Here is a 15,039-nt window from a genome sequence, read left to right as displayed (position 1 = left end):
ATCACTCCGCGCGCGGCTTGCGGGCCGCCGGTTGGTTGGGTTTCTTCTTGGCTTTGCCGGCCGGGGCGCGCTTGGCGCCGCCAGCCTTGGCACCGGCCTTGCGGCCGGCACCGGATCCGGGTTTCTCGGGCGCCAGGCCCAGCGCCGCCCAGTCGGGGACCAGGCGCGCCTTGTCGATATTATCGAACGCCACCGGCAGTTCGGCACCGTCCACGACGAACACGACGCGGTCGCCTTCGATGCGGGCGATGGTGCCCTGCAGGCGGCGGCGGCCGTCCTGCGGCAGCTTCATCACCACTTTGGCCGACTCGCCGACGAAGCGGGCGTAATGCTCCAGCCGGAACAGCGGCCTGTCCACGCCGGGCGAGGACACTTCCAGCGTGTAGTTGCCGGAAATGGGATCTTCCACGTCCAACTGCGCGGACACCTCGCGGCTGACCGCCTCACAGTCCTCGATGTTGACGTGGCGCGTGGCGCGCTCGGCTTCCTGCACGTCGATGTACAGGCGCAGGGTGGCGCCGCCGGGCGCCGGCAGGTATTCGATGCCGAGCAGCTCCACGCCCAGGGACTGGACGGTCGGTGCCAGCAGGTTGGCGATGTCGTTGGCCTTCTCGCTCACGGATTGGATGCCGTTGTCGGGGATGGTGCGGTATACGGGTCGCTGAAACGGACAAGGGGCCCGATGGGCCCCTTGTCCGATACGCTGGATGTCGGTGCAACGACGGGAACATGCGTCGTTGCGTGCCCAGGTTTTTCGTCGGCCGCCTGATGAAGGCGGCCTCGGACAAACATGGTAGCGGGGGCAGGATTTGAACCTGCGACCTTCGGGTTATGAGCCCGACGAGCTGCCAGACTGCTCCACCCCGCAGCAGAGGCGAGATTATGATGAATGCGCCGATCTATTGCAAGCCTTGCAGGCGATCGGCGTGGGGAATCGCGTTCATCGCGCGTTGCCGGCCCTTGGCGGACCTGCGGTTCCCCGGGTGACGGGATCAGCCGGCGAACGCCAGCCTGCACCACGCCATGATCGGGTTCCAGGCGATGCCCAGCGCCAGCAGTGCCAGCGCGTTGACGCCGAACACCAGCGGCACCACGCGGTCCTTGCGCGCGGGCGGGACTTCGCCGACAGGCTCGTCGAAGTACATCACCTTGATCACGCGCAGGTAGTAGAACGCACCGATCACCGCGCACAGCACGCCGACGATGGCCAGCCACAGGAAACCGCCGTTGACGGCCGCACCCAGCACCACCAGCTTGGCCCAGAACCCGAGGAACGGCGGCACGCCGGCCAGCGAGGCCATCACGCACAGCACCAGACCGGCCTGCCACGGGTTGCGCGCGTTCAGGCCCTTGAAGTCGTCGATCCGGTCGGCCTCGAAGCCCTGGCGCGACAGCACGATGATCGCGCCGAACGCCGCCGCCGACATGATGGCGTAGCTGATGGCGTAGAACAGCGCGGCGGAGTAGCCGACTTCGCCACCGCCGGCAAAGCCGACCAGCAGGAAGCCCACATGCGACACCGTGGAATACGCCAGCATGCGCTTGAGGTTGGTCTGGGCGATCGCGATGACGTTGCCGATCACCAGCGATGCGACGGCCAGCCCGGCCAGCAGCCACTGCCACTGCGCCGCGGCCGGGCCCACGCCATCCTGCAGCAGGCGGAACGCCATGCCGAAGGCGGCCAGCTTCGGTGCCGCACTGATGAACAGCGTCACCGGCGTCGGGGCGCCCTGGTAGACGTCCGGCAGCCACATGTGGAACGGCGCCGCGCCCAGCTTGAACGCCACGCCCGCCACCATGAACACCACGCCGGTGAGCAGCAGCAGGCGCTGGTCGCCGCCACCGCCCAGTGCGGCCCCGGTGGCCTCGAAGATCGCCGGCAGGTGCAGCGAGCCGGTCGCGCCGTACACCAGCGACATGCCGTACAGCAGCAGGCCCGAGGCCAGCGAGCCCAGCACGATGTACTTCATCGCGGCCTCGGTGGCCAGCCCGTCGTCGCGGTTCAGCGCGACCAGGGCGTACGAGCACAGCGCCAACAGCTCCAGGCCCAGGTAGACCATGACCAGGCTGCCGGCGGACACCATCATCATCATGCCGGCGGTGGCGAACATCACCAGCACCGGCGCCTCGCCCGGATACAGGTTGCGCTCGCGCAGGTAGGGCCAGCCATAGACCAGCGACAGCGCGCTGACCGCGACGATCACCACCTTGCTGACGTCGGCCAGGGTGTCGCGCACGAACATGCCGCTGAACACGGCGCCCTGCCCGCCCACGCCCGTGGCCAGCATCCAGACCACCGCGACCATGACGGCCAGCGCCAGCGCATGGGTGATGAAGCGGCGGGCGTTGTCCAGGAACAGGTCGAGCATCAGCAGGGCGAACGCGCCTGCGATCAGGGTCAGCTCGGGCAGCAGCGGCTGCAGGTCGGCGGCGGAGATGGGCATCGGCGTCGTCATGGTTCTTCCTTACAGCTTGCTGTTGGCGAGCTGCATCGCCAGTTGCGCGATCGACGGTTCCATCAGGTCCGTCAGCGGCTTGGGATACACGCCGAGCGCCAGCACGCAGGCGGCGAAGCCACCCAGCACCAGCGCCTCGCGCAGGGAGACATCCTTCAGTTCGGCGACATGCGCATTGGCCACCTCGCCCAGGATGACCCGCTTCACCAGCCACAGCGTGTAGGCCGCACCGATCACCAGCGTGGTGGCGGCGAAGAACGCGATCAGCGGATGCTGCTGGAAGCTGGCCAGGATCACCATGAACTCGCCGACGAACCCGCTGGTGCCCGGCAGGCCGGAGTTGGCCATGCCGAACAGGATGAAGAACGCGCCGAACCACGGCATCGTGTTGATCACGCCACCGTAGTCCTTGATCATGCGGGTATGCATGCGGTCGTACAGCACGCCGACGCAGGTGAACATGGCGCCGGAGATGAAGCCGTGGCTGATCATCTGCACCATCGCGCCCTGCAGGCCCAGGCGCGCGCCGTCCAGGTTGCCGTAGTCGCGCACCAGGCTGAAGGCGATGAAGATGCCCAGTGTGACGAAGCCCATGTGCGAGACCGACGAATAGGCGATCAGCTTCTTCATGTCGTCCTGCACCAGCGCCACCAGGCCCACGTACACCACCGCGATCAGCGACAGCACGATGACGAACATGGCCCACTCGTGGCCGGCGTCCGGCACGATCGGCAGGCTGAAGCGCAGCAGGCCGTAGCCGCCGATCTTCAGCGCGATCGCCGCCAGGATCACCGAACCTGCGGTCGGGGCTTCCACGTGCGCATCCGGCAGCCAGGTATGCACCGGGAACATCGGGATCTTCACCGCGAACGCGATCAGGAAGGCGAAGAACAGCCACGTCTGTTCCTTCGCGGTCAGCGGCATCGCGTACAGGTCGGCCAGCTGGAAGCTGCCGCCCTTGATGTACAGGTACACCAGGCCCACCAGCATCAGCACCGAGCCCAGGAACGTGTACAGGAAGAACTTCAGCGACGCATAGATGCGGCGCGGGCCGCCCCAGACGCCGATGATCAGGAACATCGGGATCAGCATCGCCTCGAAGAACACGTAGAACAGCACCGCATCGCTGGCCGCGAAGATGCCGTTGGTCAGGCCTTCCAGGATCAGGAACGCGGCCACGTACTGGGCCACGCGCTTGTTCACCGCCCCCCATGCGCCGGCCAGCGTCAGCACCGTGATCAGCGTGTTGAGCAGCAGCAGGGCGACGGCGATGCCGTCGGCGCCCAGGTTGTAGTGGATGTCGAAGCTCGGGATCCAGGCGCGGCTCTCGACGAACTGCAGGCCCGGGTTCGCATAGTCGAAACCGCTCAGCAGCCCCAGGCTGAAGACGAAGGTCAGCACCGCCACGGCGAAGCCCAGCCAGCGGGCCGCGCCGGCGCGGGCATTGCCCAGCGCGAGCACCAGCGCGCCACCCAGGATGGGCAGCCAGATCAGAACACTAAGCAGGGGCCAGTTCGACACGTTGTGGTATCCGTTGAGTTCTTCGCCAGGACGTCCCGCGGGGTGCGGTCACGTCAGGTCGTTACTGCCAAAACTTGATGACCGCGCCCAGCAGCAGGATCAGGCCGACGATCATCGCGAACGCGTAGTGGTACAGGTAGCCGGACTGGGACTTGCGCAGCAGTTGCGCGCCCAGGTCGACCAGCTTGGCCGTGCCGTTGACCGCAACGCCGTCGATCACGTGGCTGTCGATCGCGCGCGACACCTTGCCCAGCCTGACGCCACCGCCGGCGAAGCCGTTGATCCACAGGTGGTCGGCCCAGTACTTCTTGTCCAGGATGTTGGTCAGGAAGGCGCCGACCGTGCTGTTGCGGATCTTGCCCGGCAGCTCCGGCTTGAACAGGTACAGGAAGGTAGCCAACAGGAAGCCGCCCAGCGCCAGCCAGAACGGCGGCATCTGCATGCCGTGGGTCGCGTAGCCGACCGGCCCGTGCCAGAACTCTTCCTTCAACGACATCACGGTGTCGCGCGCCGAGATGGCCGTGGTCGGATCCAGGCGCAGGAAATCGATGGCGCCCAGGAAGAACGGCGTGGCCTCGTGGTGCCCGCTCCAGTCCGTGCCGAACAACATGGGACCGATGGTGAAGAAGCCGACGAAGATGGAGGGGATCGCCAGCAGCACCAGCGGCACCGTCACCACCCACGGGGATTCGTGCGGCTCGTGCGCGCCGTGGTGGCCATGGCCGTGATCGTCGTGCGCATGATCGTCGTGCGCGTCATGTCCATGGGCATGGCCGTCATGCGCATCGCGGAAGCGCTCCTTGCCATGGAACGTCAGGTACAGCAGGCGGAAGCTGTAGAAGCTGGTGACGAACACGCCCAGCAGCACCGCCCAGTAACCGTAGGTGGCGATCCACTCGCTCGGCCCGTGGTACCCCTGTGCGGCCATCACGCCCATCTGGGCCACCTTCTCGCCCACCTCGTGCGCCACGTGCTGGTGGTGCTTGGCGGCCTCGATGATGGTGTCCTTCGAGTAGAAGCCGGAGAAGAACGGCGTGCCCACCAGCGCCAGCGTGCCGATCAGGCTGGTGATCCAGGTGATGGGCATGTACTTGCGCAGGCCACCCATCTTCCGCATGTCCTGCTCGTGGTGCATGCCGATGATGACCGAGCCGGCCGCCAGGAACAGCAGCGCCTTGAAGAAGGCGTGCGTCATCAGGTGGAACACGGCCGCCGAGTACGCCGACACGCCCAGCGCCACCGTCATGTAGCCCAGCTGCGACAGCGTGGAGTACGCCACCACGCGCTTGATGTCGTTCTGCACGATGCCGATCAGGCCGGTGAACAGCGCGGTGGTGGCGCCGATGAACAGCACGAAGTCCAGGGCCGTCTGCGACAGCTCGAACAACGGCGACATGCGCGCCACCATGAAGATGCCGGCCGTCACCATGGTCGCGGCGTGGATCAGCGCGGAGATCGGCGTGGGGCCTTCCATCGAGTCCGGCAGCCACACGTGCAGCGGCACCTGGGCCGACTTGCCCATGGCACCGATGAACAGGCAGATGCAGGTCAGCGTGGCCATCGACCAGATCACCGGCTGGTCCAGCACCTGCCAGGTCTGGCCGAACATGGACACGGCCCCGCTCCATACAGGCACGGCCTTGCCCGCCAGCAGCGTGGCGTTGGCGAACACGGTGGCGTAGTCCAGCGTGCCGAACATCAGCAGCACGCAGCCGATGCCCAACAGGAAGCCGAAGTCGCCCACGCGGTTGACCAGGAAGGCCTTCATGTTGGCGAAGATCGCCGTGGGGCGCTTGAACCAGAAGCCGATCAGCAGATAGGACACCAGGCCGACCGCCTCCCAGCCGAAGAACAGCTGCAGGAAGTTGTTGCTCATCACCAGCATCAGCATGCTGAAGGTGAACAGCGAGATGTAGCTGAAGAAGCGCTGGTAGCCCGGGTCTTCGGCCATGTAGCCGATCGTGTACAGGTGCACCAGCAGCGACACGAAGGTCACCACGACCATCATCATGGCCGTCAGCTTGTCGATCATGAAGCCGACGTGGCCGCTGTAGTTGCCGACCTCGAAGAACGTGTACAGGTTCTCGTTGAACGGCGAAGCGCCCTGCGCCACCAGCTGGTACAGCACCCAGCAGGACAGCGCGCAGCTGACCGCCACGCCCAGGATGGTGGCCGTATGCGCGCCCGCGCGGCCGACCAGGCGGCCGAACAGGCCGGCGATGATCGAGCCCAGCAGCGGCGCCAGCACGATGGCCAGCAGCACGTTCTTGGAGAGGAGGACTTCCATACCGGTCATCGGTGCATCAGCCTTTGAGCGTGTCGACTTCGGCCACGTTGATCGTGCGCCGCGTGCGGAACAGGGTGACCAGGATCGCCAGGCCGATGGCGGCCTCGGCCGCGGCCACGGTGAGGATGAAGAACACGAAGATCTGTCCGGCGGCGTCGCCCAGCTCGCGCGAGAAAGCGACAAAGTTGATGTTGACCGACAGCAGCATCAGCTCGATCGACATCAGCAGGACGATGACGTTCTTCCGGTTCAGGAAGATGCCGGCCAGGCTGATGCAGAAAAGCACCGCGCCGAGCGCCAGCAGATGGCCTACGGAAATCATGCCTTGCCCTCCCCTTCCGCCGGCGCAGCGGCCGGCACGTCACGCACCGGCTTCTCGGCCGGCATGGACACCATGCGGATGCGGTCGCTGGCCTTCACGCGCGACTGCTCGGCCGGGTCCTGCGCCTTGGTGCCGGTGCGCTTGCGCAGCGTCAGCATCACCGCGGCCACGACGGCGACGGTCAGGATGACGGCGGCGAACTCGAACGGCAGCAGGAACTCGGTGAACAGCGTGCGCGCCAGCCAGGCGGTGTTGGACACCTCCGCGGCGGCCGAGGCGGCATTGTCCGGGAACGGCGTGGCCGTGCGCGCCTTGATGCCGATCAGCACCAGCATCTGCCCCAGCATCACCACCGCCACCAGCAGGCCGATCGGGAGGAACTTCACCCAGCCCTCGCGGATCTTCACGATGTCGATGTCGAGCATCATCACCACGAACAGGAACAGCACCATCACCGCGCCCACGTAGACGAGGATCAGGGCCACGCCCAGGAACTCGGCCCCCACCAGCAGCCAGGTGCAGGCCACCGAGAAGAACGTCAGGATGAGGCACAGCACGGCATGCACCGGGTTGCGCACGCTGATCACCGCGCCGGCGGCGACGACCGCGACGGTGGCGAAGGCGTAGAAACTGATCAGGACCCAATCCATGCTTCGGACCTCAACGGAAGGCGGCGTCGGCGGCGCGGCGCTCGGCGATCTCGGCTTCCAGCCGGTCGCCGATCGCCAGCAGCTGCGGCTTGGTGACGATGTTCTGCCCGCGCTTGTCGAAGTGGTACTCCAGCACGTGCGTTTCCACGATCGAGTCCACCGGGCAGCTTTCCTCGCAGAAGCCGCAGTAGATGCACTTGAACAGGTCGATGTCGTAGCGGGTGGTGCGGCGGGTGCCGTCCTCGCGCGGGGCCGAGTCGATGGTGATCGCCAGCGCGGGGCACACGGCCTCGCACAGCTTGCAGGCGATGCAGCGCTCCTCGCCGTTCGGATAGCGGCGCAGCGCGTGCAGGCCGCGGAAACGCGGCGACTGCGGGAACTTCTCCATCGGGTACATCAGCGTGTACTTCGGCTTGAAGGTGTACTTCAGCGTCAGCCACAGGCCCTGGAGCAGCTCCAGCAGCATCAGGCTCTTGAAGTAGTGCACAACCTTGCTCATGTCTTACACACCCTTCTCGAACACGCCGAAGAACACCAGCAACGCCGTCACCGCGATCCAGAAGATCGTGAGCGGGATGAACACCTTCCAGCCCAGGCGCATGATCTGGTCGTAGCGGTAGCGCGGGAAGCTGGCGCGGAACCAGATGTAGGCGCTGGCGAAGAACAGCACCTTCAGCAGCAGCCACGGCCAGCCGCCGGTCCAGATCCAGTCGATCCAGGGCGACACGTCGGCGGTGATCCAGCCCTGCAGCGGGCTGAGCCAGCCGCCCAGGAAGAACAGCGACACCAGGAAGCTGACCAGGATCATGTTGGCGTATTCGGCCAGGAAGAACAGCGCGAACGCCGCGCCCGAGTACTCCACCATGTGGCCGGCCACGATCTCCGATTCGCCTTCCACCACGTCGAACGGCGAGCGGTTGGTCTCGGCGACGCCGGACACCCAGTACACGATGAACAGCGGGAACAGCGGCAGCCAGAACCATTCGAAGAAACCGGCGTTGCCGGCCTGCGCCATCACGATGTCGGTCAGGTTCAGGCTGCCGGCGGCGATCAGCACGCCCACCAGCGCGAAACCCATCGCGATCTCGTAGCTGACCACCTGCGCCGCCGAGCGCATGGCGCCCAGGAACGCGTACTTCGAGTTCGACGCCCAGCCGGCGATGATGATGCCGTACACGCCCAGCGAGGTCATCGCCAGCAGGTACAGCAGGCCGGCGTTGGCGTTGGACAGCACCAGCCGGTAGTCGAACGGCACCACCGCCCACGCGGCGAACGCCGGCGCCAGCACGATCAGCGGCGCGATCACGTACATCGCCTTCTGCGCGCTGCTGGGCTGGATGATTTCCTTGAACAGCAGTTTGAAGACGTCGGCGAAGGCCTGGAAGATGCCCATGCCCACGTACATCGGCCCGTGGCGCACGTGCATCCAGCCGATCAGCTTGCGCTCCCACACCACGTAGAACGCGACCGAGATGATCACCGGCATGGCGATCACCAGGATCTTCAGCACGATCCACAGCACCATGCCGATGTCGCCCAGGCCGAAGAACCACTCGCGCAGCGGGCCGACGGCGTTGATCAGGAGTTCGTTCATGCGCTCACCACCGTCACGCGTCCGGCGCCCAGCGGCGCGGTGGCGCCGTAGCCGCTTTCGATCCAGGCCGCGCCCGCGGCGACGCGGGCGTCCACCACCACCGGCAGTGCCGCGGTGCCAAGACCGTTGCCCACCTTGGCGACCTGCCCATCGGCCACGCCGGCGGCCTGCGCATCGGCCGGATTCAGCACGATGCGGGCACCGACATTCAGGGGATGCGCCTGCAGCGCCTCGGCACGACGGACGGTACCGTCGGTGCGGTAGATCGCCGCGCTGACGGCCAGTTCCAGGCCCTGGGCATCCGCTGCAGGTGCGGCGGATTTCGCGATGGCGACGGGCTTCGTGTGGCCGATCGCGTCGCGCATCCCGGCCGCATCGGTGAACTCGAAGCCGGCCAGCTGCAGTTCGCCACCCAGGGCGCGCAGCACCTTCCAGCCCTCGCGTGCCTCACCCGGCAGCTTGCCGGAGGCCTGCGTGCGTTGTTCACGCCCGTCCAGGTTGGTCAGCGTGGCCTCGATCTCGGGCAACGCGCCGATCGGCAGGATCACGTCGGCGACATCGCGCGTGGAGGTGCACGCGAAATGGCTGAAGGCCACCACCTTCGCCGATGCCAACGCCTTCGTGGCGGCCGGCGTGTCGGCGAAATCCAGCCCCGGCTCGATGCCGTAGATGACATAGGCGCTGCGCGGCTGGGCGAACATGCCGGCCACGTCGCGCGCGCTCGGCAGCACGCCATGGCGCGCCAGGCCCACGGCATTGGCACCCTGCGGGATGCGGCACAGCGAGGCGCCCGTCGCGGCGGCGAAGTCGCCCGCGGCGGCACGCAACGCAGCGGCCTGCGGATGGTTCTCGGCAATCCCGCCGACGATCACGACCGCGCGATTGGCGGCCTTGGCGACATCGCGCAACGCGGCGTCGTTGAGGGCGCCGGCCAGCTGCGACGGCGCGACGATGCGCTTGCCGGCCACGCTGAAGGCAAAATCGAAATCCACCGGGTTGACCACGTGCACCCTGGCGCCCTTGCGGACGGCCTTGCGGATGCGCTGGTGCAGCAGCGGCAGTTCATGGCGGATGTGGGTGCCGAACAGGACGATGACATCGGCCTGCTCGATCTCCGCCAGCGGCAGCGCGAACGGTTCGGCGACGGCGCCGTCGGAGAAATCGCGATTGCTGATGCGATGGTCCAGGTTGCCGGTGCCCAGGCCTTCGGCCAGCTTCGCCAGCAGGCCGCCCTCCTCGTTCGACACGGCCGGATGCACCAGCACGCCGAGGCTGTCGCCACGTTGCGCGCGCAGGATCTCGGCTGCGGCGGACAGGCCTTCTGACCAGGACACTTCGCGCCACTCGCCGTTGACCTTCTGCAGCGGCTTCACCGCGCGGTCCTCGGCATACAGGCCCTGGTGCGAGTAACGGTCGCGGTCGGACAGCCAGCACTCGTTGACCGCTTCGTTCTCGCGCGGCACGGTACGCAGCACCTGGCCGCGACGCGCGTGGTGGAACAGGTTGGAGCCCATCGCATCGTGGAAGCCGACGGATTCGCGCGCGATCAGTTCCCACGGCCGGGCGCGGAACTGGAACACCTTGTTGGTCAGCGCGCCCACCGGGCAGACGTCGATGACGTTGCCGGAAAGTTCCGTGGTCAGCGGCTTGCCGTCGTAGGTGCCGATCTGCAGGTTCTCGCCGCGGTACATGCCGCCCAGTTCGTAGGTGCCGGCGATGTCCGCGGTGAAGCGCACGCAACGCGTGCACTGGATGCAGCGGGTCATCTCGGTGGCGACCAGCGGACCGATGTCCTCGTCCGGCACCACGCGCTTGCGTTCCTGGAAGCGGCTGACCGAACGGCCATAGCCCAGCGACAGGTCCTGCAATTCGCACTCGCCGCCCTGGTCGCAGATCGGGCAGTCCAGCGGATGGTTGATCAGCAGGAATTCCATCACGTTGCGCTGCGACTTCAGCGCCTTGTCGCTGCGCGTGGCGATCTTCATGCCATCCATCACCGGCGTGGCGCAGGCCGGCGCCGGCTTGGGCATCTTCTCCACCTCCACCAGGCACATGCGGCAATTGGCCGCGATCGGCAGCTTCTCGTGGTAGCAGAAGCGCGGGATGGGAATGCCCGCCTTGTCGGCGGCCTGGATGATCATCGAACCCTTCGGTGCGGCCAGCTCCACGCCGTCGATGAAGACGGTGACGTGGTCCGGCGGCAGGTTCGGGTTGACGGGCTGCGCACTCATGCGGCCACCTTGCTCTCAATGACCGTGCCGGCGCGCTGGTCGTCGACCAGGAAGCGCTTGTTGACGATCGCGTATTCGAATTCGTTCCAGAAATGGCGCAGGAAGCCCTGCACCGGCCATGCGGCGGCCTCGCCGAAGGCGCAGATGGTGTGGCCTTCGATCTGGCCGGCGGCGGCCTTGAGCATGTGCAGGTCGTCCAGGGTCGCCTTCTGTTCGGCGATGCGGGTCAGCATGCGGTACATCCAGCCGGTGCCTTCGCGGCACGGCGTGCACTGGCCGCAGCTTTCCTTGTAGTAGAAGCGCGCGATGCGCTGGCAGGCACGCACCATGCAGGTGGTGTCGTCCATCACGATGACGGCGCCCGAACCCAGGCCCGAACCGGCCTTCTGGATGGCGTCGTAGTCCATCGTCAGGCCCATCATCACCTCGCCCGGCAGCACCGGCATGGAGGAACCGCCCGGAATGACGGCCTTGAGCCTGCGGCCCTCGCGCATGCCGCCGCACAGCTCCAGCAGCTCGGCGAACGGCGTGCCCAGGCGGATCTCGTGGTTGCCCGGACGCGCGACGTGGCCGGACACCGAGAAGATCTTGCAGCCGCCGTTGTTCGGCTTGCCCAGGTTCATGAACCACTCGGCGCCGTTGCGCACGATGGCGGGCACCGACGCATAGGTCTCGGTGTTGTTGATGGTGGTCGGCTTGCCGTACAGGCCGAAATTGGCCGGGAAAGGCGGCTTGAAGCGCGGCTGGCCCTTCTTGCCTTCCAGCGACTCCATCAGCGCGGTTTCTTCGCCGCAGATGTAGGCGCCCGCGCCGAGGGCGTTGTACAGGTCGATGTCCACGCCCGAACCGAGGATGTTCTTGCCAAGCCAGCCGTGCTTGTAGGCCTCGGCGGTGGCTTCTTCCAGGTGCTCGAACGGCTCGTGGTGGAACTCGCCGCGCAGGTAGTTGTAGCCCACGGTCGAACCGGTGGCGTAGCAGGCGATGGCCATGCCCTCGATCACCGCATGCGGGTTGTAGCGCAGGATGTCGCGGTCCTTGGCGGTGCCCGGCTCGGATTCGTCCGAGTTGCAAAGGATGTACTTCTGCATGTCGCCCTTGGGCATGAAGCTCCACTTCAGGCCGGTCGGGAAGCCCGCGCCGCCGCGGCCGCGCAGGCCGGACTGCTTGACCATCTCGACGACGTCGGCCGGCGGGATCTTCTCTTCGATGATCCTGCGCAGCGCGGCGTAGCCGCCGGTCTTCAGGTAGTTCTCGTACGACCAGGGCTTGTCGAAATGCAGCGTGGTGTAGACGGCCTGGTGCTCCTTGGGAGCCGGGCCGACCGGGCCGTAGCCTTCTGAACCATGCTTGTTCGAATCTGGGGAATGGCCTGCCATGTGCTTACTCCAGCCCGTCCAGCAGCTCGTCGACCTTCGCCGGGGTGAGCTTCTCGTGGTAGTGGCCGTTGATCACGACCACCGGCGCGCCGCAGCACGCGGCCACGCACTCTTCTTCGCGCTTCAGGTACACGCGGCCGTCGGCCGTGGATTCGCCCAGCTTGCAACCCAGCTTCTTCTCCGCGTGCGCAACCAGGTCCTGGGCGCCGTTGAGCCAGCAGCTGATGTTGGTGCAGAAGGCCACGTTGTTGCGGCCGACCTTCTCGGTCTCGAACATCGAGTAGAAGCTGGCGACCTCGTAGGCCCAAACCGGCGGCAGGTCCAGGTACTTGGCGACCGCGGCGATCAGTTCGTCGGTCAGCCAGCCGTTGTTCTGCTCCTGGGCCGCATGCAGGCCCTGCAGCACCGCCGACCGCTTGCGGTCCGGCGGGAACTTGGTCAGCCAATGGTCGATGTGCGCGCGCGTTTCGGCGCTCAGCGCCACCAGCGGATCGACGTTCTGCGCCGCTTCGAAATTACCCGTGGCCCTCATCGGTCCACCTCACCAAAGACAAGGTCATAAGTACCGATCATCGCGACGACGTCGGGGAGCATGTGGCCGCGCACGATCTCGTCCATCGAGGACAGGTGCGCGAAGCCCGGCGCGCGCAGTTTCACGCGGAAGGGCTTGTTGGCGCCGTCGGAGACCAGGTAGCAGCCGAACTCGCCCTTCGGCGCCTCGACCGCGGCGTAGGTCTCGCCGGCCGGCACGCAGTAGCCTTCGCTGAAGAGCTTGAAGTGGTGGATCAGCGCTTCCATGTCGTCCTTCATCTCCTCGCGCTTGGGAGGGGCGACCTTGAAGTTCTGCACCATGACCGGGCCGGGGTTGGCCTTCAGCCACTGCACGCACTGTTTGATGATGCGGTTGGACTGGCGCATCTCGGCCACGCGCACCAGGTAGCGGTCGTAGCAGTCGCCGTTCACGCCGACCGGAATGTCGAAATCCACCGCGTCGTACTTCGCGTAGGGCTGCTTCTTGCGCAGGTCCCAGGCAATGCCGGAACCGCGCAGCATCGCGCCGGTCATGCCCAACGCCCGCGCCTGCTCCGGCGCGACCACGCCGATGCCGACGGTGCGCTGCTTCCAGATGCGGTTGTCGGTCAGCAGGGTCTCGTATTCGTCGACGCGCTTGGGGAACTCGTTGGTGAAGTCTTCCAGGAAGTCCAGCAGCGAGCCTTCGCGCGCCTGGTTGAACTGCTTGAGCGCCTTGCCCTTGCGCCAGGGCGATTCCTTGTACTTCGGCATGCGGTCCGGCAGGTCGCGGTAGACGCCGCCCGGACGGTAGTAGGTCGCATGCATGCGCGCGCCGCTGACCGCCTCGTAGCAGTCCATCAGCTCCTCGCGCTCGCGGAAGGCGTACAGCATGACCGCCATGGCGCCGAGGTCGAGCGCGTTGGAACCGACCCACATCAGGTGGTTCAGGATGCGCGTGATCTCGTCGTACATGGTGCGGATGTACTGCGCCCGCTCCGGCGCCTCGATACCCAGCAGGGTCTCGATGGCGCGCACGTAGGCGTGCTCGTTGCACATCATGGACACGTAGTCCAGGCGATCCATGTAGCCGATCGACTGGTTGAACGGCTTGGACTCGGCCAGCTTCTCGGTACCCCGGTGCAGCAGGCCCACGTGCGGGTCGGCACGGACGATGGTTTCGCCGTCCATCTCCAGGATCAGGCGCAGCACGCCGTGCGCGGCCGGATGCTGCGGGCCGAAGTTCAGCGTGTAGTTGCGGATTTCCTGCTTGGCTTCGGCAGGATTGCTGGCGAACGCGGTGCCGGATTGCGGATTGCTCATGCCTTGCCCTCACGCGCTGCCGTCTGTGAAGCGGCGAGTTCGCCGGCAGCGGTCTGGTAGCGCGCATCGTCGCGGATCACGCGCGGCACGCCGACGCGCGGCTCGACCGAGGTGACCGGCTCGTACACCACGCGCTTCTTCTCTTCGTCGTAGCGGACTTCCACGTTGCCGATCAGCGGGAAGTCCTTGCGGAACGGATGGCCGACGAAACCGTAGTCGGTGAGGATGCGGCGCAGGTCCGGGTGGCCCTCGAAGATGATGCCGTACAGATCGAAAGCCTCGCGCTCGAACCAGTTCAGGCCCGGCCACACGTCGCACAGCGAGGCGACGACCGGCAGCCCGTCGTCGGGCGCGAAGCAGCGCACGCGCACGCGGCGGTTGTGCTGGTACGACAGCAGGTGCAGCACCACGGCGAAGCGGTTGGGGCGGGCGGCGTCGCGCGGACGCTGCTCCCAGTTGAAGCGGCCCGGACCGAAGCCCTCGACGCCACGGCTGAAGCCCTCGGACGACACGTCGGCGGTATCCCACTCGGCGCTGCCGTAGCCCAGGTAGTCCACGCCGCTGATGTCGACGGCCTGCTCGAAGCCGAACTCGTCGCGCAGGGCCAGCGCCACGGCGTGCCAGGACGCGGACGGCACTTCAAGGGTGATTTCGCCGCGCGGCTCGGCGACGCTGACCGTCGCGTCGGCGAAGCGCGCGCGCAACCGGTCGGTGAAGTTTGCAGCTTGCTCAGCCATGGGGCGTGGCGTGCTCTGGAAAGGGATCGGGG

General features: G+C 66.6%; 13 protein-coding genes and 1 tRNA gene. All 14 read right to left on the bottom strand.

The annotated features are described in order from the left end of the window. Position 1 precedes the first annotated feature (1 nt). Positions 2-619, bottom strand: coding sequence for a ribosome maturation factor RimP (rimP, locus tag MUU77_RS07090; protein ID WP_245093208.1), 618 nt, complete (start codon positions 617-619; stop codon positions 2-4). A gap of 172 nt (positions 620-791) precedes the next feature. Beyond that, positions 792-868: transfer RNA gene (locus MUU77_RS07085), tRNA-Met, on the bottom strand. A 124-nt stretch (positions 869-992) separates the two neighbouring features. Next, positions 993-2,456, bottom strand: coding sequence for an NADH-quinone oxidoreductase subunit NuoN (nuoN, locus tag MUU77_RS07080; RefSeq protein ID WP_245093207.1), 1,464 nt, complete (start codon positions 2,454-2,456; stop codon positions 993-995). A 9-nt stretch (positions 2,457-2,465) separates the two neighbouring features. After that, positions 2,466-3,977, bottom strand: coding sequence for an NADH-quinone oxidoreductase subunit M (locus tag MUU77_RS07075; RefSeq protein ID WP_245093206.1), 1,512 nt, complete (start codon positions 3,975-3,977; stop codon positions 2,466-2,468). 61 nt (positions 3,978-4,038) lie between these two features. Continuing rightward, positions 4,039-6,264: an NADH-quinone oxidoreductase subunit L gene (gene nuoL, locus MUU77_RS07070; RefSeq protein WP_245093205.1), complete on the bottom strand. Its 2,226-nt coding sequence runs from the start codon at positions 6,262-6,264 to the stop codon at positions 4,039-4,041. Positions 6,265-6,280: 16 nt separating this feature from the next. Beyond that, on the bottom strand, positions 6,281-6,586 hold the full coding sequence (nuoK, locus tag MUU77_RS07065) for an NADH-quinone oxidoreductase subunit NuoK (protein WP_056881218.1): 306 nt from the start codon (positions 6,584-6,586) through the stop codon (positions 6,281-6,283). After that, positions 6,583-7,236, bottom strand: a complete 654-nt coding sequence (locus tag MUU77_RS07060; protein WP_245093204.1) for an NADH-quinone oxidoreductase subunit J — start codon at positions 7,234-7,236, stop codon at positions 6,583-6,585. The genes nuoK and MUU77_RS07060 overlap by 4 nt, the downstream gene beginning before the upstream one ends. 10 nt (positions 7,237-7,246) lie before the next feature. Then, positions 7,247-7,735 carry an NADH-quinone oxidoreductase subunit NuoI gene (gene nuoI / locus MUU77_RS07055; protein ID WP_162108528.1) on the bottom strand — a complete coding sequence of 163 codons (489 nt, stop codon included), beginning with the start codon at positions 7,733-7,735 and terminating at the stop codon, positions 7,247-7,249. A 3-nt stretch (positions 7,736-7,738) separates the two neighbouring features. Next, positions 7,739-8,830, bottom strand: a complete 1,092-nt coding sequence (gene nuoH / locus MUU77_RS07050) for an NADH-quinone oxidoreductase subunit NuoH (RefSeq protein ID WP_245093203.1) — start codon at positions 8,828-8,830, stop codon at positions 7,739-7,741. Then, the gene (gene nuoG, locus MUU77_RS07045; RefSeq protein ID WP_245093202.1) at positions 8,827-11,061 is read right to left on the bottom strand and encodes an NADH-quinone oxidoreductase subunit NuoG; all 2,235 of its coding nucleotides are present in this window, start codon (positions 11,059-11,061) and stop codon (positions 8,827-8,829) included. Before nuoG ends, nuoH begins: the two co-directional genes overlap by 4 nt. Continuing rightward, on the bottom strand, positions 11,058-12,437 hold the full coding sequence (nuoF, locus tag MUU77_RS07040; RefSeq protein ID WP_245093201.1) for an NADH-quinone oxidoreductase subunit NuoF: 1,380 nt from the start codon (positions 12,435-12,437) through the stop codon (positions 11,058-11,060). The genes nuoG and nuoF overlap by 4 nt, the downstream gene beginning before the upstream one ends. 4 nt (positions 12,438-12,441) lie before the next feature. Beyond that, positions 12,442-12,969 (bottom strand): NADH-quinone oxidoreductase subunit NuoE, encoded by a 528-nt coding sequence (gene nuoE / locus MUU77_RS07035; RefSeq protein ID WP_245093200.1) that lies wholly within the window; start codon positions 12,967-12,969, stop codon positions 12,442-12,444. Further along, the gene (locus tag MUU77_RS07030; protein ID WP_245093199.1) at positions 12,966-14,270 is read right to left on the bottom strand and encodes an NADH-quinone oxidoreductase subunit D; all 1,305 of its coding nucleotides are present in this window, start codon (positions 14,268-14,270) and stop codon (positions 12,966-12,968) included. Before MUU77_RS07030 ends, nuoE begins: the two co-directional genes overlap by 4 nt. Further along, the gene (locus tag MUU77_RS07025; protein WP_245093196.1) at positions 14,267-15,007 is read right to left on the bottom strand and encodes an NADH-quinone oxidoreductase subunit C; all 741 of its coding nucleotides are present in this window, start codon (positions 15,005-15,007) and stop codon (positions 14,267-14,269) included. The genes MUU77_RS07030 and MUU77_RS07025 overlap by 4 nt, the downstream gene beginning before the upstream one ends. Between the last annotated feature and the right edge of the window lie 32 nt (positions 15,008-15,039).

Source organism: Pseudoxanthomonas sp. F37 (assembly GCF_022965755.1).
In the GTDB taxonomy this organism is placed as follows: domain Bacteria; phylum Pseudomonadota; class Gammaproteobacteria; order Xanthomonadales; family Xanthomonadaceae; genus Pseudoxanthomonas_A.
Note: the sequence above shows the minus strand (reverse complement) of the source record. Positions and strands in the feature narration are given on the sequence as shown.